Origin of the sequence: Streptomyces sp. NPDC097981 (genome assembly GCF_040302565.1) — a bacterium.
In the GTDB taxonomy this organism is placed as follows: domain Bacteria; phylum Actinomycetota; class Actinomycetes; order Streptomycetales; family Streptomycetaceae; genus Streptomyces.
Genome location: NZ_JBEORW010000004.1, coordinates 280,397 through 296,698 on the forward strand (window position 1 = coordinate 280,397; position 16,302 = coordinate 296,698).

At 72.3% G+C, this 16,302-nt stretch carries 15 protein-coding genes; 7 read left to right on the forward strand and 8 right to left on the reverse strand.

Annotated elements, in window-relative coordinates; all coding sequences use genetic code 11:
* The first annotated feature begins 32 nt into the window (after nucleotides 1-32).
* A complete protein-coding gene (locus ABTY04_RS06160; RefSeq protein ID WP_352212120.1) occupies nucleotides 33-491 on the forward strand; it encodes a pyridoxamine 5'-phosphate oxidase family protein in 459 nt (152 codons plus the stop codon).
* Here the strand turns inward: ABTY04_RS06160 and ABTY04_RS06165 are convergent.
* Entirely contained in the window at nucleotides 488-1,399 is a 912-nt protein-coding gene (locus ABTY04_RS06165; protein ID WP_352212121.1) for a LysR family transcriptional regulator, read from the reverse strand. The genes ABTY04_RS06160 and ABTY04_RS06165 overlap by 4 nt on opposite strands.
* 74 nt (nucleotides 1,400-1,473) lie before the next feature.
* Here ABTY04_RS06165 and ABTY04_RS06170 point away from each other — a divergent pair, with 74 nt between their 5' ends.
* Entirely contained in the window at nucleotides 1,474-2,406 is a 933-nt protein-coding gene (locus ABTY04_RS06170; protein WP_352212122.1) for a DMT family transporter, read from the forward strand.
* A gap of 107 nt (nucleotides 2,407-2,513) precedes the next feature.
* Here ABTY04_RS06170 and ABTY04_RS06175 read toward each other — a convergent pair whose 3' ends face one another.
* Nucleotides 2,514-3,845 (reverse strand): aminotransferase class I/II-fold pyridoxal phosphate-dependent enzyme, encoded by a 1,332-nt coding sequence (locus ABTY04_RS06175; RefSeq protein ID WP_352212123.1) that lies wholly within the window; start codon nucleotides 3,843-3,845, stop codon nucleotides 2,514-2,516.
* A 37-nt stretch (nucleotides 3,846-3,882) separates the two neighbouring features.
* On the opposite strand from ABTY04_RS06175, the gene ABTY04_RS06180 reads away from it, so the two are divergent.
* On the forward strand, nucleotides 3,883-4,584 hold the full coding sequence (locus ABTY04_RS06180; protein ID WP_502996563.1) for a pyridoxamine 5'-phosphate oxidase family protein: 702 nt from the start codon (nucleotides 3,883-3,885) through the stop codon (nucleotides 4,582-4,584).
* On the opposite strand, the gene ABTY04_RS06185 is transcribed toward ABTY04_RS06180, so the two are convergent.
* Together ABTY04_RS06185 and ABTY04_RS06190 are read right to left on the reverse strand one after the other, a co-directional pair.
* Entirely contained in the window at nucleotides 4,566-5,549 is a 984-nt protein-coding gene (locus tag ABTY04_RS06185; protein WP_352212124.1) for a DMT family transporter, read from the reverse strand. The genes ABTY04_RS06180 and ABTY04_RS06185 overlap by 19 nt on opposite strands.
* Nucleotides 5,550-5,714: 165 nt before the next feature.
* The gene (locus ABTY04_RS06190; RefSeq protein ID WP_352212125.1) at nucleotides 5,715-6,686 is read right to left on the reverse strand and encodes an EamA family transporter; all 972 of its coding nucleotides are present in this window, start codon (nucleotides 6,684-6,686) and stop codon (nucleotides 5,715-5,717) included.
* A gap of 172 nt (nucleotides 6,687-6,858) precedes the next feature.
* On the opposite strand from ABTY04_RS06190, the gene ABTY04_RS06195 reads away from it, so the two are divergent.
* Nucleotides 6,859-7,290: a type II toxin-antitoxin system Rv0910 family toxin gene (locus ABTY04_RS06195; RefSeq protein ID WP_352212126.1), complete on the forward strand. Its 432-nt coding sequence runs from the start codon at nucleotides 6,859-6,861 to the stop codon at nucleotides 7,288-7,290.
* A gap of 85 nt (nucleotides 7,291-7,375) precedes the next feature.
* Here ABTY04_RS06195 and ABTY04_RS06200 read toward each other — a convergent pair whose 3' ends face one another.
* Nucleotides 7,376-7,999, reverse strand: a complete 624-nt coding sequence (locus ABTY04_RS06200; protein ID WP_352212127.1) for a PadR family transcriptional regulator — start codon at nucleotides 7,997-7,999, stop codon at nucleotides 7,376-7,378.
* A 180-nt stretch (nucleotides 8,000-8,179) separates the two neighbouring features.
* On the opposite strand from ABTY04_RS06200, the gene ABTY04_RS06205 reads away from it, so the two are divergent.
* The gene (locus tag ABTY04_RS06205; RefSeq protein WP_352212128.1) at nucleotides 8,180-8,998 is read left to right on the forward strand and encodes a PhzF family phenazine biosynthesis protein; all 819 of its coding nucleotides are present in this window, start codon (nucleotides 8,180-8,182) and stop codon (nucleotides 8,996-8,998) included.
* A gap of 172 nt (nucleotides 8,999-9,170) precedes the next feature.
* On the opposite strand, the gene ABTY04_RS06210 is transcribed toward ABTY04_RS06205, so the two are convergent.
* Together ABTY04_RS06210 and ABTY04_RS06215 are read right to left on the reverse strand one after the other, a co-directional pair.
* The gene (locus tag ABTY04_RS06210) at nucleotides 9,171-9,968 is read right to left on the reverse strand and encodes a CPBP family intramembrane glutamic endopeptidase (protein WP_352212129.1); all 798 of its coding nucleotides are present in this window, start codon (nucleotides 9,966-9,968) and stop codon (nucleotides 9,171-9,173) included.
* A gap of 100 nt (nucleotides 9,969-10,068) precedes the next feature.
* On the reverse strand, nucleotides 10,069-11,604 hold the full coding sequence (locus ABTY04_RS06215; protein ID WP_352212130.1) for a glutamate-cysteine ligase family protein: 1,536 nt from the start codon (nucleotides 11,602-11,604) through the stop codon (nucleotides 10,069-10,071).
* 493 nt (nucleotides 11,605-12,097) lie between these two features.
* On the opposite strand from ABTY04_RS06215, the gene ABTY04_RS06220 reads away from it, so the two are divergent.
* Nucleotides 12,098-12,718 carry a hypothetical protein gene (locus ABTY04_RS06220; protein WP_352212131.1) on the forward strand — a complete coding sequence of 207 codons (621 nt, stop codon included), beginning with the start codon at nucleotides 12,098-12,100 and terminating at the stop codon, nucleotides 12,716-12,718.
* Nucleotides 12,719-13,029: 311 nt separating this feature from the next.
* Nucleotides 13,030-13,236, forward strand: coding sequence for a DUF5999 family protein (locus ABTY04_RS06225; RefSeq protein ID WP_030303831.1), 207 nt, complete (start codon nucleotides 13,030-13,032; stop codon nucleotides 13,234-13,236).
* Between the two features lie 160 nt (nucleotides 13,237-13,396).
* On the opposite strand, the gene gcvP is transcribed toward ABTY04_RS06225, so the two are convergent.
* Nucleotides 13,397-16,282: an aminomethyl-transferring glycine dehydrogenase gene (gene gcvP, locus ABTY04_RS06230; protein ID WP_352212132.1), complete on the reverse strand. Its 2,886-nt coding sequence runs from the start codon at nucleotides 16,280-16,282 to the stop codon at nucleotides 13,397-13,399.
* Between the last annotated feature and the right edge of the window lie 20 nt (nucleotides 16,283-16,302).

Here is a 16,302-nt window from a genome sequence, read left to right on the forward strand (position 1 = left end):
ACACATAGTCAGATGTGAAGGGGCGCGGGCGGATGGACGGAACGCAGCGGCGGGGCCGGCGCATCATGATGACCGACGCGGAAGTGGACGCCTTCCTGCGCGAGCAGCGCACCTGCCGGGTGGCGACCGTCTCCCCCGACGGCCGCCCGCACGTGGGCGCCCTGTGGTTCGCCTGGGACGGGAGCTCGCTGTGGCTGTACTCGATCACGCGCAGCCGCCGCTGGTCGGACCTGCGGGCGGACCCCCGGATCTCGGTGGTCGTGGACGCGGGCGGGGCGTACGAGGATCTGCGCGGGGTCGAACTCTCCGGCACCGCCGTCTTCGTGGGCGAGGCCCCGCGCACGGGCGAGCCCTGCCCGGAGCTGGCCGAGGCGGAACGGCTCTTCCCGGTCAAGAACTTCGGCCTTGAGGAGATGCCGCACGACGGCCGCCACGCCTGGATCCGCCTCACCCCGGAGTCGGTCGTCTCCTGGGACTTCCGCAAGCTCTAGGCGGTCTGGACGACCGCCGCGGCGGCCTGCTCCAGCGCCTCGACGGCGGCCCGGATCGAGGGCCGCCGGTCGGCGTCCGCCCGCCAGACGACGTACACGTGGCGGCGGACGGCGTCGCTCACGGGCAGCAGCCGGACCCCGGGCGGCACCGGGCCGCGCCCGAGCCGGGGCGCCACGCACACCCCGAGCCCTGCCTCGACGAAGGCGAGCTGGGTGTGGTGCTCCTCCGCGATGTGCGCGATGCGCGGCTCGACGCCGGTGCCGCGCAGGGTGTACACGAGCCATTCGTGGCAGAACTGGCCCTCGTTCCAGGAGATCCAGTCGTCGTCGGCGAACTCGGCGAGCGAGATCCGGTCGCGGTCGGCCAGCCGGTGGCCGGCCGGCACGGCGATGTCGCAGGAGTCGTCGAGCAGGTGCGCCCGCGTGAGCTCGGCGGGCACCGGCATCCGCTTGTTGTGCCAGTCGATGGCCAGCGCCAGGTCGAGGTCCCCGCGCACGACCGCCGCCATGGCGTCCTCGGGCTCCTGCTCCCGTACCAGGGGCCGCAGTTCGGGGTGCGCGGCGCGCAGGGCGGTAAGCGCCTGGGGCAGCAGCCCCCGCATGGCGGTCGGGAAGGCGCCGATCCGCAGCTCGCCGACGGCGCAGCCCCGCCGGGCCTCCACGTCGGCCTGGGCAAGCTCCACCTGCGAGATGATCCGGGCCGCATGATCGGCGAGCAGCCGTCCGGCGTCCGTGAGCCGGACCCCGCGCCCGTTCTTGGCGAGCAGCGGCTGGCCGACCTCCCGCTCCAGCTTGGCCATCTGCTGGGAGACGGCGGAGGTGGTGACGTGGAGCCCGTCGGCCGCGCCGCTGACCGAGCCGTGGCGGGCGAGGGCATCGAGGGTGCGCAGGCGCTCCAGGTTCAACATGTAAGCAATGCTACGCCGTCACCTTGAATAAATCTCGCTTGTCCTACGCAGTTGGCCGGAGCAGAGTACTCCCCATGAGCGCACCCGTCACCCCTCGCCCCACCCTCTCCCCGCCGGTCGCCACCACCCGCACCGCCCGTGTGGACTGGCGGCTCCGCTTCGCGATCCTCTCGGTGGTCTGGGGCTTCAGCTTCCTGCTGATCAAGGTGGGCACTCAGGCCTACGCACCCTTCCAGGTCGCCCTCGGCCGGGTGCTGTTCGGTGCGCTGGCGCTGCTCGCGGTGCTCCTGGTCCGCCGCGAGCCGCTCCCCCGGGGCCGCCGCACCTGGCTCCACCTGTCCGTGGCGGCGCTCCTGCTCAACACCGCCCCCTTCTCGCTCTTCTCGTACGCCGAGCTGAGCATCCCGTCGAGCCTGGCCGGGATCTGCAACGCCACGTCGCCGCTGTGGGGCATGGCCCTGTCGATGGTGGCGCTCTCCGAGGACCGCCCGACGCGCCGCCGGTTCGCAGGCCTGGGCCTGGGCTTCCTCGGCGTCCTGACGGTCCTCGGCGCCTGGCAGGGCTTCTCCGGCATCGACGCCAAGGGCACCGCGCTCGCCCTGCTCGCCTCGCTCTGCTACCCGATCGGCTGGATCTACGTCCGGCGCACCCTGGCCTCGGTCCCCGGCTCGCCGGTGGCGCTGACCGGCGCGCAGCTGATGCTCTCCACCGTCCAACTGCTGCTGGTCAGTGCCGCGTTCACCTCGGCCCCCGCCTCGTTCCCGCTGTGGCCGACCCTGTCGGTGATCGCGCTGGGCGCCCTGGGCACCGGGATGGCCCTCCAGATGCAGTACGGCCTGGTCGCGGAGATCGGCCCGACGACCGCCCAGATGGTCACGTACTTCATCCCGGTCATCGCCACCACCGCGGGCGTCCTGCTCCTCGGGGAACAACTGCACTGGAACACGCCGGTCGGCGCCGCGATCGTCCTGGCGGGCGCGGCCCTGACCCAGTCCCGCCGACGCTGATGCCGCGGCCGCGCGGCGCGGGCGGCTCACGCCCGTCGCCGAGGCTGATCCCCGACGGTGGTGCCGGGAACCGCACCGGCCCGCCCGGCTCCTGCCGCGGGCGTCCGTCAGTCGAAGCGGCCGCCCGTGGCCGGGCGGACCGAGGCGGCCACCGCGGCCGCGAGGCCCGGCACCTCACCCGGCTGCAGGCTCGACACCGTGATCCGCACGCCCGGCTCCGACTCCACCCTGAACCGGCTGCCCGGGGCCACCGCCCAGCCCGCGGCCAGCAGCCGCGTCACCGCCCCCGTCTCGTCGGCGACCGGCACCCACACGTTCATCCCGCTCCGCCCGTGGGCATGCACGCCCCGCTCCCGCAGCGCCGCGACCAGCCCGTCCCGCCGCTCCCCGTACGAGCGCGCGACCGCCGCCCGGTCCACCGCGCCGGAGGCCCACAGTTCGACCACCGTGTACTGGAGCAGCCGGCTCACCCACCCGGGCCCGAGCCGCTGCCGCCCCCGCACCCGGTCCAGGGTCACGGCGTCGCCGGTCAGCACCGCCAGCCGCAGATCCGGCCCGTACGCCTTCGCCGTGGAGCGCACCAGCGCCCAGTGCCGGGTCACCCCGCCGAGCGAGTGCAGCGGCAGGTCCACCATGGCGTGCCCGTGGTCGTCGTCCACGACCAGCACCTCCGGATACCGCGCCAGCACGGCGCGCAGCTCCTCCGCCCGGCCGGCGCTCACCGCCGCCCCGGTCGGGTTCTGCGCGCGGGCCGTCACCAGCAGCGCCCGCACACCCTCCGCGAGCGCCCGCTCCACCGACGGGACGACCGGTCCGTCGTCGTCCACGGCCACCGGCACCACCCGCAGACCCAGCGCCGCGGCCAGGTCGAGCGCACTCCCCCACCCCGGGTCCTCGACCGCCACCGCGTCCCCCGGGCGCAGGTGCGCGGCCAGTACCCGCTCGATCCCGTCCAGCGCGCCCGAGGTCACGCCCACCGGCCCGGCGGGAACGGCGTCCGCGTCGAGGTCGGCCCGGGCCAGCCGCTCCAGCTCCGGCACCACCGGGTCGTCCCCGTACAGCGTCGGCGCCTGTGCGTAGCGCCGTGCGGCCTCGGCCAGGGCCACGTCCAGCGCGGGCAGCAGCCGCACGTCCGGATTCCCCGACGCGACGTCGCGCACGCCGGGCGGCACCGCCATCCGCAGTTCGTCGCGCGGCGCGCTCGCCGGACGGCCCCGCACCCGGCTGCCGCGCCGGCCGTCGGTCTCGATGACTCCGCGCTCGCGCAGCGTCCGGTACGCGGCGGCCACGGTGTTCGGGTTCACCCCCAGCACACCGGCGAGCTCCCGCATCGGCGGCAGCAGCGCTCCCGGCGCGAGGGCTCCCGACCCGATGCCCGCTTCGACGCTCGCCGCGATATCCGATGCGCGGCGCCCTGTGATCCGATACTCTCCTAGCACAAAGCAAAGTATGCACTAGTACAACGGAGCGCGCATCATGACCGCCACGACCGACACGCCCGAGATGGACGAGACGAACGAGACGACCGGTGGCTACGAGCCCACCGACCGCACCGTCCCGAGCCGCTCCCGCGAGCGGGCGCGCTACGACCGCGAGACGGTCCACTCGATACTCGACCAGGCCTACGTCTGCCACCTCGGCTTCGTCCGCGACGGCGCCCCGGTGGTCCTGCCGACCCTGTACGGCCGGGTCGGCGAGACCCTCTACATCCACGGCTCGACGGGCTCGCGCCCGCTGCTCGCCGCAGGCAAGGCCGACCCGGGACTGCCCGTCTGCCTGACCGTGACGCACGTGGACGGCCTGGTGCTGGCCCGGTCGGCCTTCCACCACTCGATCAACTACCGCTCGGTGATCGTGCACGGCACCGCCTACCAGGTGACCGACGAGGACGAGCGCCGTACGGCCCTCGACGCCCTCGTCGACCACGTGGTCCCGGGCCGCTCCGCCGACTCGCGGCCGGCCAACGCCAAGGAGCTCGCCGCCACCGCGGTGATCCGCCTGGACCTGAACGAGGTGTCGGCGAAGCTCCGTACCGGCGGCCCCAACGACGAGCCCGAGGACATGGGCCTGCCCCACTGGTCGGGCGTGGTCCCGGTCGCCCAGGTGCACGGGACGCCGATCCCGGCGGACGACCTCGCCCCCGGGATCGCCACCCCGGACTACCTCGCCGCGCTCTGAGCCTCCCGGGCGGGCCGGACCACCGGCCCGCCCGCGGGCCTGCCCGCCTCGGCCGCGATCAGCGCGCCCACCGCGGCCAGCAGAAGTACGGTCCCCAGCACCACGGCGCCGGTCAGCCGCTCACCGAGCACCAGCACGGCGATCACCGCCGCGCTGACCGGCTCGATCAGCATGATCACGGACACCGTCGCGGCCCGCACCGCGGCGGCCCCGGTGAAGTACAGCGCGTACGCCAGGGCCGTCGGCACGGTGGCCACGTACACCAGCAGCCAGAGCACCCGCCCCGGTTCGGCGGTGTGCGGCACCAGCCCCTCCGCCGCGGCGAGCGGCAGCAGGCACACCGTGCCCACCGCGACCGACCAGGCGGTGGTCACCAGCGGGTCCCCGCCCGCCCCGCGCCGCCCCAGCCAGCGGGCCCGCAGGGTCATCCCCGCGTACCCGGCGGCCGACAGCAGGGCCCAGCCGACGCCCAGCGGCCGCACCTCGCCGCCCCCGCCGCCCAGGACGAGGACGGCGAGCCCGGCGAGCGCCCCGGCGACGGCGGCCACGCCGCCCCGGCCGAGCCGCTCGCCCATCCAGTACCGCGCCCCGACGGCGATCAGCACCGGTCCGGCGCCGAGGGTGACCACCGTGCCGACCGCGAGGCCGGTCTCGCGTACGGCGCCGAAATAGGCGGCCTGGAAGAGCGTGAACATCAGGCCGGTCCCGATCAGCGATGCCACCGACGGCCGCACCGCCGCGCCCCGGCGCCGGCGTACGGCGAGCACCCCCAGCAGCACCACCAGCCCGCCGGCGCACCGCCAGAACGACAGGGCGAGCGGACCGAGGTCACTGGCCAGGAAGAGGAGGGAGGCGGCCGCCCCGGCGGTGCCCCAGGCGGCCCCGGCGACGACGAGGTACAGCAGACTGCGCCCGGGGGTACTCCCGGCGGTGGTCGGGGAAGAGACGGGCGAAGGATTCGACACGAGTGTGCTCCGCGCATGCGTGAAGGATGAAAGAGGAAGGTCATCGCTTCGCGGGCAGCGCGGACCCGCCCGGGAACTCCCCGGGCCGGGTCCTCGTCACGAGGGGCGGCTGCCCGCGGCTACGCGGCGGGAGGCGGAAGCACGGTCGAATGCATGGTCGCCACCCTAGGCCGTCGTCGCCTCGCGGTCCAAAACGCCCGATTCCGGATCCGGCGCCCCCGGCGGGGTCGGCCGCGCCGACTGCGCGATGAAGGCACCGCCCAGCACCAGGGCGCCGCCGACGATCTGCGGGGCCGAGAGGTGCTCGCCCAGGAGGATCCAGGCGAACACGGTGGCCACGACCGCCTCCAGGCAGGCCACCACGCCGGCCACCTGCGGCGAGAGCTTGCGCACCGAGACCACGCCGGTCAGGTACGCGAAGACGGTCGCGATCAGCACCACCCAGCCGAGCAGGACCCAGGCGGGCACCGTCAGGTCCCCCATCGCGGCCGACCCGCCCAGCAACTGCCAGTCGATCTCCCACGGCCGGGCGATCACCGTCATCACGAGAGCGCCGACGAGCATGCCGTACGCGATCACCCCGAGCGGGTCGGGCACGTCGTCACCGGCGGCCCCGTCGGCGCCGTGGTCCGCGAACACGAAGTAGAAGGCCTGGCAGCAAGCGGCGGCGAGGCCGAGCAGCACACCGAGGGGGTCCAGGCTCAGCCCGGACCAGACCTCGACCACGCAGGCCAGCCCCACGACGGCCACGGCGGCTCCGGCCGCGGCGGCCCGGGTCACCGGCTTGCGCTGCACGAAGCGGATCCAGCCGAGCAGCAACGCCGGGCCGAGGTACTCCAGCAGCAGGGCCACGCCGACCGGGATCCGCGACAGGGAGGCGAAATAGAAGGCCTGCACACCCGCGACGGCAACGATCCCGAAGCCGGCGAGCAGGAGGGGTTTGCGGGCCAGGAGACCGCGGTGCCGCCAGGCCAGCGGGGACAGCACGAGCGCCGCCCCGGCCACCCTGAGCCAGACCATGTGCAGCGGGTCCAGACCCGCCTCGATCAGCGGCTTCGCCGCCACACCTGAACCACCGAACGCGAACGCCGAGACGAGCGCGAGGCCCAGTCCGGCGTTTCTCCCTGTCACTTGCATCCGGCCATCATGGCAGGGCCGGTCAGTACCGTCACGAGCATGACACCTGTTGAGATGCATCCGACACCCACCGTGACCGGGCCGGTATTTTCTGACAGGTCGTCAGTATTGAATGTTCCGCCCACCGGGGCTACGTTCCGCCGCACGTACCCGACGAGAAGGGGTGGTCGCCATGGCCGAAGTCACCGCGGAATCACGCATCGAGGCGTCCGCCGCGAAGCTCTGGGCCCAGCTGACGGACTGGGCGGCGTACGGCGAGTGGAGCATGACGCACACCGATTTCCCCAAGGGCGGCCCCGGGACCCTCGCGGTCGGGGCGACCTTCGAGGAGAACATGAAGATGATGGGTTTCCCGGCCGAGGTCGCCTGGACCGTCTCGGAGCTGGAGACCGAGCGCGTCTTCGCCATCACGGGCAAGGGCCCCATGGGCGTCGCCATCCTCACCCGGTACACCCTGGTCCCGGACGGCGAGGCCACCACAGTCCGCATCGACGGGGAGTTCAACGGGGCCGCCGTCTCCCTGATGGCGGGCAAGCTCAAGGACTCGGCCACCGCCGCCCTCAACGAATCACTGCGCAGGCTCGCAGGCCTGGTCACCACCTGACCTCCCCCTCCGCCCACGCCGCGGACACGGCGGCGCGCCCCGCGGGAGAACCCGCGGGGCGCGCCGTTTTCGCGTGCAGACCGGCTCAGTGCTCGTCGGCCAGGATCAGGTAGAGCTTCTTGCGGGCGTCGTTGATGACCGCGAGGGCCTTCTCGCGCTGCTCGGCCGACCCGGTCTTGAAGACCTGGCCGAAGGCCTCCATCAGGCCGACTCCGGCCGTCCGGACCTCGTGCATCGCCTCGAAGTCGAAGCCGCGCCCAGCATCGGCCCACGGGGCCTCCGGACCCGACTCGGCCTCGGTGCGGCCGGCCTCGGAGAGCGTGAACAGCTTCTTGCCGCCCTCGCTCTCGCTGGTGATGAGCCCCTCGTCCTCAAGCAGCTGCAGGGTCGGGTAGACGGACCCCGGGCTGGGCTTCCAAGCCCCGCCGCTACGCTCGCCGATCTCCTGGATCATCTCGTAGCCGTGCATCGGCCGGTCCTTGAGCAGCGCCAGGATCGAGGCGCGCACATCTCCCCGCCGGGCCCGGCCGCGCGGGCCGCCGCGCCCTCCACGCCCGCCGAAAGGGCCGCCGCCGAAGGGCGGTCCGAACGGACCGAAGGCGGCGCGCAGGCCCCTGAACTCCTCCCGACGATCCGGCCCGCAGTGGCCGTGCCCCCGTCCGCGCTCGTGTCCGTGGCCGCCGTGTCCGTGCTGTCCGTGTGAACGCATGACTGCGCTCCTTTCGTCTTTCGGTTCTTCGTCATCGCTCTTGCGATGCCTCAACTATCGCTGACCCATCGCGATACGTCAACGATATATCGGAAACTCTTAACGAACAGGTCGGTGACCAGGCCGGTCATCCCGAACCGGCCTTTGCGGACGATCAAGAACCGGGCCTACGGTCGGGACATGCGCCTCCGAATCGTCGACGCCTTCACCGACCGCCCCTTCCGCGGCAACCCCGCCGGGGTCCTGCTCCTCGACGGCGAGTTCCCCCCGGACGCCTGGCTCCGGCAGGTCGCCACCGAGGTCAACCTGTCCGAGACCGCATTCGCCCGCCCCCTGCCGCCCGGCGGGGACGCGGACTGGGCCCTGCGCTGGTTCACCCCGTCCGCCGAGGTCGACATGTGCGGCCACGCCACGCTCGCCACGGCGCACGTGATCGCGACGAGCGGCCTGGCCAAGGGGCTGATCCGGTTCTCCGCACGGTGCGGGATCCTCGCGGCCGAAACCGCCGCCGACGGCGCGATCACGCTGGACTTCCCGACGTCCTCGCTGACGCCGGTGGCGGCGGACCCCGCCGTGCACCGCGCCCTCGGCGCGGTGATCAGGTCCGTCCACGACACGTCCGAGCACGTCGGCGACCTGCTCGTCGAGCTGGCGGACGAGCGGGCCGTACGCGAGCTCACCCCCGACATCGGCGCCCTGCGCGGCTACGCCCGCCGCGGGGTGATCGTCACCGCGGCCGCCGAGGACCCCTCCCGCGGGTACGACTTCGTCTCCCGCGGCTTCTTCCCGGCCGTCGGGATCGACGAGGACCCGGTCACCGGCAGCGCCCACACCGCGCTCGCCCCGTTCTGGGCCGCCCGGCTGGGCCGCGCCTCGCTCGTCGGGCTCCAGGGCGGGGCGCGCACCGGACGCGTCGGGGTCCGGCTGGCGGGCGACCGTACGCTGCTGACCGGCAACGCCGTCACGGTCATCGACGGCGAACTGCTCGCCCGCCCCTGACCGGCGGGGCGCCTAGGCCCTGTCGTCAAAGTCCCTCCCCCAGCTACCGCTGGGAGGTGCCCCCAGCGTTGTCGGGGCACCCAAGTACGCCCAGTAATCGGGAGCCCCTCCGCCTTGCGATGCACGGCACCGGACGCCGCGGGCCTCACCGGCGCTACTTTGACGACAGGGCCTAGTGGGTCGGCAGCCAGCCCACCTTGCCCGCGAGCAGCGCGTACCCCCCGAAGGCCACGATGTCGAGCAGCGCGTGCGCGACGACGAGCGGACCCACCCGGCCCCAGCGGCGGTAGGCCATGACGAAGACGACGCCCATCACCATGTTGCCGACGAAGCCGCCGATGCCCTGGTAGAGGTGGTACGAGCCGCGCAGCACCGAACTGGCCAGCAGCGCGGCCACCGGCGACCAGCCCAGCTGATCGAGCCGACGCAGCAGATAGGCCAGCACGATGACCTCCTCCACCACGGCGTTCTGCACGGCGGAGAGGATCAGCACGGGGAACTTCCACCACACGTCCGGCAGCGCCTCCGGCACCACCGTGAGGTTGAACCCGCTCGCCCGCGCCGCCAGGTAGAAGGCCAGCCCGGCGCTCCCGATCCCGGCCGCGACCAGGGCTCCGCGCCGCAGGTCCCAGCCGGGGCGGGTCCGGTCGAAGCCCAGCACCCGCAGCCCCGGCGCGCCCTCCCGGGTGAGCAGGTGGGCGACCAGCAGTACGGGCACCAGGGCGGTGCCGATGCCGAAGAGCTGCCAGGCCAGGTCCAGCCACGGCCGGCCGGGGGCGTGCGAGCCGTTGAGCGTGGCGGCCTGGTCCTTGAGACCGCCCGGCTTGGTCAGCGAACCGATGAAGCTGATCAGCGAGGAGAAGGCACTCGCGCCCAGCGACAGCGCCAGCACGAGCAGCGTCTCGGTGCGCAGGAGCCCCCGCCCGTCCTCGTGCACCGCCTTGACCACCGGCTCCGGCTCCGCCCGCACGTCCGACTCCGTCCCGCCGTTCCGCTTCCGTCCACCCCATACTGCCTCTTCGGCGGGGGAACGGGATCACCGGGCCCGGAACGGCGGGCGGGCGGCCGGTTCAGCTCCGGACCGGCACCGCGGCGCCCGCCTCCTCGTCCGCCAGCCCGACCGGCCAGGTGTGCACGGGATCGCCCTTGTGCATCAGCTCGCTGTAACGCCGGGTGATCGCCGCCAGCGCCGCGTCCCGTTCCATCCCGGAAGCGAGCGCCCGGTGGTAGGTGTCCACCTGCCAGGTCGCCCCGTTGACCCGCCGCTGGCAGCGCTCCTCGATGATGCCGAGGTAGTGGTCGCGGTCGGCGGGCTCGATGCCCCAGGCGTCCAGCCCGGCCGCCGCCATCGGCAGCAGCTCGTCCAGGACCAGCCGTACCGCGGACACGCCGGCCAGCCCGCCGCCCCGGCCTCGGCGCGGCCAGCGCAACCGGGCGTCGATCCCGTACCGGCACGCGGCGTCGAAGTTGGCCTCCGCCTCGGCGAACGGCAGCCGGGTCCACACCGGCCGCTGCTCGTCGGCGAGCGTGCGGACGAGCCCGTAGTAGAAAGCCGCGTTCGCCACCACGTCCGCGACCGTCGGGCCGGCCGGGAGCACCCGGTTCTCCACCCGCAGGTGCGGCATCCCGTCGGCGACCCCGTACACCGGCCGGTTCCACCGGTAGACCGTGCCGTTGTGCAGGACCAGCTCCTGCAGGCTCGGCACCCCTCCCTCGGCGAGCACGCGCAGCGGCTCCTCCTCGTCGCAGATGGGCAGCAGGGAGGGGAAGTACCGGACGTTCTCGGCGAAGAGCTCGTACGCCGACTCCACCCAGCGCTCCCCGAACCAGGTCCGCGGCCTCACCCCCTGGGCCTGGAGCTCGGGCGGCCGGGTGTCGGTGGCCTGTGTGAAGAGCGGCGGCCGCGACTCCCGCCACAGCTCACGCCCGAACAGGAACGGCGAGTTGGCGCCGACGGCTATCTGTACGGCGGTCACCGCCTGCGCAGCGTTCCACACGTCGGCGAACCGGCCCGGCGTGACCTGGAGGTGCAGTTGTACGGAGGTGCAGGCGGCCTCGGGGACGATCGACCCGGTGCTCCAGGTCAGCCTCTCGACCCCGTCGATGTCGAGCATGAAGTCCTCGCCGCGCGTCATCAGGATCTGCTCGTTCAGCAGTGAGTAGCGGTCCACCGCGGAGAGGTTGGCGGTGACCAGGTCTGAGCGGGTGATCGTCGGCAGGATGCCGATCATCACCACCCCGGCGTCGATCTCCGCGGCCTGCCGGTGGGCATAGGCGAGCCCCGCACTGAGTTCCTCGGCGAGCTGGTCGAATACCCGGCCGCCGAGCCGGTGCGGAAGGACGTTCACCTCCAGGTTGAACATTCCGAGTTCGGTCTGGAAATCCTGGCTCGCAATCCGCTCAAGAACCTGGGCATTCACCATTCTCGGCAACCCGTCGGCACCCGCCAGATTCAGTTCGATCTCCAGCCCCATCATGTTCTTGGGGCGATCGAACCTCTTCTCCGCCAGAAGCCGCTCCAGTCCCTCCAGACACTCGTGAAGCTTCCTCCGATACCTCTGCCGATCGGACAGGTCGAATCCGCCCGCCACGACCTTCTCCCCCATCGAAGCGTCCCTCCTCGAGTGGGCCTGGCCTGTCGCACCCAGGCGCGCATGTACGGTCGATGATGCCCCGGAGGCGTGATCCATAACGCGAGGGGGCGTGCCTGGCGCGGAGCGCGCGCCGGTTTGGCCGAAGGGCGCTATGGCACATTCACTTGGCAAAACTCGACAAGCAAATTCCGCATAGGTTTTGCCGGTTCGGGATAATAGACGCTTTCCAGCCGAGCCCTTGTCCGGTAACCTCCGAGGTCAGCGCGACATGTTCGCGCGCAACCGGCATGAATGCCATGTCAGCGGGACCGGTAAGCGCCTTGTCGGCAATAGGCGGGACAGCTAGCCGAAACACTGCGTGAACACATGTCGTATAAACTCCGCAAACGAGGCAGAGAGTTGGCGCGCGGCCATTGCCCCTCAGCCCCCCTCTGGCCCCAGAATGCGACAGCGCCGTCCGCACCTGCCCCGTTCCACAGGTCTCCCAAGTGAGAGGCGACCCACCATGCCGCTGCATGTCCCTCCGGCTCCCGCGCCCGCCCTGCGCAGCGTCCTCGCGGCACTCGGTTCCCCCACCGCCGTCCACGAGGCGCACACTCCGGCCCTGCGCGCACTGCAGGGTCCGATGACCGCCGAACTGCCACTGCCGGTCCACGTCCTCGACCGGCTGAACATCTCCCAGCTGGCCGCGGGGGGCCGTCCGCCCCGCACCCGGCTGACCGCCTGGCGGTTCCTGATCCGCAGCGGCGACCGCTACGTCGCCGCCGCGGACACCCGGCTGACGCCGGACGGCTGGGTCTTCTCCCATTTCTTCGAGGGCCCCTATGTCGCGGCCACCGAACGCGCCCTGCGCCAGGCGGAAGGGCTCGGCAAGAGCTACCAGCCGCGGCTGCTCTCCGTTCCGGAGCTGTACATGATGACGCTCTGGCTGCACGGGGCGGTCGGCGCCGACGCCTCCGCCGGGCTGCCGGCCGCCGCGGACCTGCTGGTGCCACTGGCACCGGCGCCGCCCGGCATCGCCGCCTACCGGCCGCATCCGGTGTCCGAGCTGCTGCCCGTGATGACGCACCGGCTCACTCCACCGGTCCCGCCGGTCCCGCCGTCACTGGCCGCTCCGGCCGCCTGAGCGGTCTCCGATCGGGGTCGGGCGGGGTCCGAACAGGTGCGTTGCGGACCGATGACCCGTACGGCCCATTCGGCCTAGCCTACTCGGGCCACCCCCGAACCATCCGAAATGACAGGGGAGTTGACCTGAACCGCCCGCACGAGTGATGCGTCATCAATGTATGAGGACAGCTGCCGGGAAATCCCTGCGGATGCAACTCCGGAGGGCAACACTGGGACCCTGACCAAACCAAGACGTTGATACGGGGGGCGGCCATGAACAAGGCATCGAGCCGCAGCACACAGACCACACCGCAGCGAAAGAACGCATCCATGTGCCAGCACCAGCCAGCGTGCCCGTCAGCCGACTCCGCCGACCGGGAGGCCGCCAAGCCCGTGGCCAACCACCCGGAACAGGGCTGGAGCCTGCTGTGCAACGGCGTCCTGCTCTTCGAGGACACCGGTGAGCTGCTGCCGGACGGCCAGATCATCGCTCCGCACCGCCCGCTCGCGGCGGCGCAGGTGATGAAGGCGGCCTAGCCGACGACGGTACGGAACGGAACGGACAGCACGGAACGGAAGCACGGAACGGAACGAAGAGGGGCCGGCCCGGGAATCATTCTCCCGGACCGGCCCCTTCGTCATGCCGTCACGTCATACGGATGTGTCATGTCGCCGAACACCCGCGGTGTCGTACGGCTCAGTTGTCGTACTCGTCCAGCGGCGGGCAGGAGCAGACCAGGTTGCGGTCGCCGAAGGCGCCGTCGATGCGGCGCACCGGCGGCCAGTACTTCTCCGCAGCCGTGACCCCACCCGGGAAGACGGCCACGTCTCGGCTGTACGGGTGGTCCCACTCGCCGCCCAGCGCCGCCGCCGTGTGCGGGGAGTTGGCCAGCGGGTTGTCGTCCACCGGCCACTCGCCGCCCGCGACCCGCTCGATCTCGCCGCGGATGGCGATCATCGCGTCGCAGAAGCGGTCGATCTCGATCAGGTCCTCGGACTCCGTCGGCTCGATCATCAGCGTGCCGGCCACCGGGAAGGACATGGTCGGCGCGTGGAAGCCGTAGTCGATCAGGCGCTTGGCGATGTCGTCCACGCTGACGCCCGTCGCCTTCGACAGCGGGCGCAGGTCGATGATGCACTCGTGCGCGACCAGGTTGCCCGGGCCGGTGTAGAGGACCGGGTAGTGCGGCTCCAGGCGCTTGGCGATGTAGTTGGCACCGAGCACGGCCACCTGGGTGGCGCGCTTGAGGCCCTCGCCGCCCATGAGGCGCACGTACGACCAGGAGATCGGCAGGATGCCGGCCGAGCCCCACGGCGCCGCCGAGATCGGGCCGACGCCGGTCTCCGGACCCGCGGTGGGCTGGAGCGGGTGGTTCGGCAGGTACGGGGCCAGGTGCGCGCGGACACCGACCGGGCCGACGCCCGGGCCGCCGCCGCCGTGCGGGATGCAGAAGGTCTTGTGCAGGTTCAGGTGCGAGACGTCGCCGCCGAAGTGACCCGGCTTGGCCAGGCCGACCAGGGCGTTGAGGTTGGCGCCGTCCACGTAGACCTGGCCGCCGGCCTCGTGCACCTGGGCGCAGATGTCGGCGACGTGCTCCTCGAACACACCGTGCGTCGACGGGTAGGTGATCATCAGCACGGCGAGCTCGTCGCGGTACTGCTCGATCTTGGCGCGCAGGTCGGCCGTGTCCACCTCGCCGTCGTCGGCGGTCTTGACGACGACGACCTTCATGCCGGCCATCACGGCGCTCGCGGCGTTGGTGCCGTGCGCGGAGGACGGGATGAGACAGACGGTGCGCTGCTCGTCGCCGTTCGCGCGGTGGTAGGCGCGGACGGCCAGCAGGCCGGCGAGCTCACCCTGGGAGCCGGCGTTCGGCTGGATGGAGACCTTGTCGTAGCCGGTGACCTCGCAGAGACGTTCCTCCAGCTCGTTGACGAGCGTGAGGTACCCCTCGGCCTGCTCGACCGGGGCGAACGGGTGCAGCTGGCCGAATTCGGGCCAGGTGACCGGCTCCATCTCGGTGGTCGCGTTGAGCTTCATGGTGCAGGAGCCCAGCGGGATCATTCCGCGGTCCAGCGCGTAGTCCTTGTCCGCCAGCTTGCGCAGGTAGCGCAGCATCGCGGTCTCGCTGCGGTGCTGGTGGAACACCGGGTGCGCCAGGTAGTCGTCCGAGCGCAGCAGGCCCTCGGGCAGCGCGTCGGCGGTGGTCTCGTCGAGGGCCTCGATGTCGGCGGTCACGCCGAAGGCGGCCCAGACGGCCTCGATGCCGGCACGCAGGGTCGTCTCGTCGCAGGAGACGGAGACGTGGTCGGCGTCGACCCGGAACAGGTTGACCCCGCCCTCGCGGGCGGCAGCGACGACCTCGGCGGCCTTGCCGGGCACCCGCGCGGTGAGGGTGTCGAAGTACGAGCCGTGCACGAGCTCGACCCCGCCGGCCGTCAGACCGGCCGCGAGGAGGGCCGCGTAGCGGTGCGTACGCCGGGCGATCGTCCGCAGGCCGTCCGGACCGTGGTAGACGGCGTACATGCCGGCCATGACGGCGAGCAGCACCTGCGCGGTGCAGATGTTGCTGGTGGCCTTCTCGCGGCGGATGTGCTGCTCACGGGTCTGCAGCGCCAGGCGGTACGCCTTGTTGCCGTCCGCGTCCACGGAGACGCCGACGAGGCGGCCCGGCAGCGAGCGGGCGTGCTTGTCCTGGACGGCCATGTAGCCGGCGTGCGGGCCGCCGAAGCCCATCGGGACGCCGAAGCGCTGGGTGGTGCCGACGGCGATGTCCGCGCCGAGCGCACCCGGGGAGGTCAGCAGGGTCAGGGCCAGCAGGTCGGCGGCGACGGCGACGATCGCGCCGAGGCCGTGCGCCTGGTCGATGACCGGCTTGATGTCGCGTACGGCACCGGAGGCGCCCGGGTACTGGACGAGCACACCGTAGACGCCGCGCTCGGCGACCTCGGCCGGGATGCCCTCGGACAGGTCGGCGACGACGACCTCGATGCCGATCGGCTCGGCGCGGGTCTCGATCACGGCGATGGTCTGCGGCAGCGCGTCGGCGTCGACGAGGAAGACGTTCCCCTTGGACTTGCCCACGCGGCGGGCCAGCGTCATGGCCTCGGCGGCGGCGGTGCCCTCGTCGAGCAGGGAGGCGCCCGAGGTCGGCAGGCCGGTGAGGTCGGCGACGACCGTCTGGAAGTTCAGGAGCGCCTCAAGGCGGCCCTGCGAGATCTCGGGCTGGTACGGGGTGTAGGCCGTGTACCAGGCCGGGTTCTCCATGACGTTGCGCAGGATCACCGGCGGGGTGAAGGTCCCGTAGTAGCCGAGACCGATCATCGACGACAGGACCTGGTTGCGGTCTGCGAGCGAGCGCAGCTCGGCCAGCACCTCGGCCTCGGTCCGCGCGTCGGGCAGGTTCAGCGCCTCGGCGCTCTTGATCACATCCGGTACCGCGGCAGCGGTCAGTTCATCCAGCGAGCCGTAGCCCACGTGGGCGAGCATCTTCGCCTGCGCCTCGGCATCAGGGCCGATGTGGCGCTGCTCGAAGGGGATGCCTCGCTCCAGCTGGGAGAGCGGAATGCGGTTGGCGGTCATGTACGGAGGCCTCCTGGGTC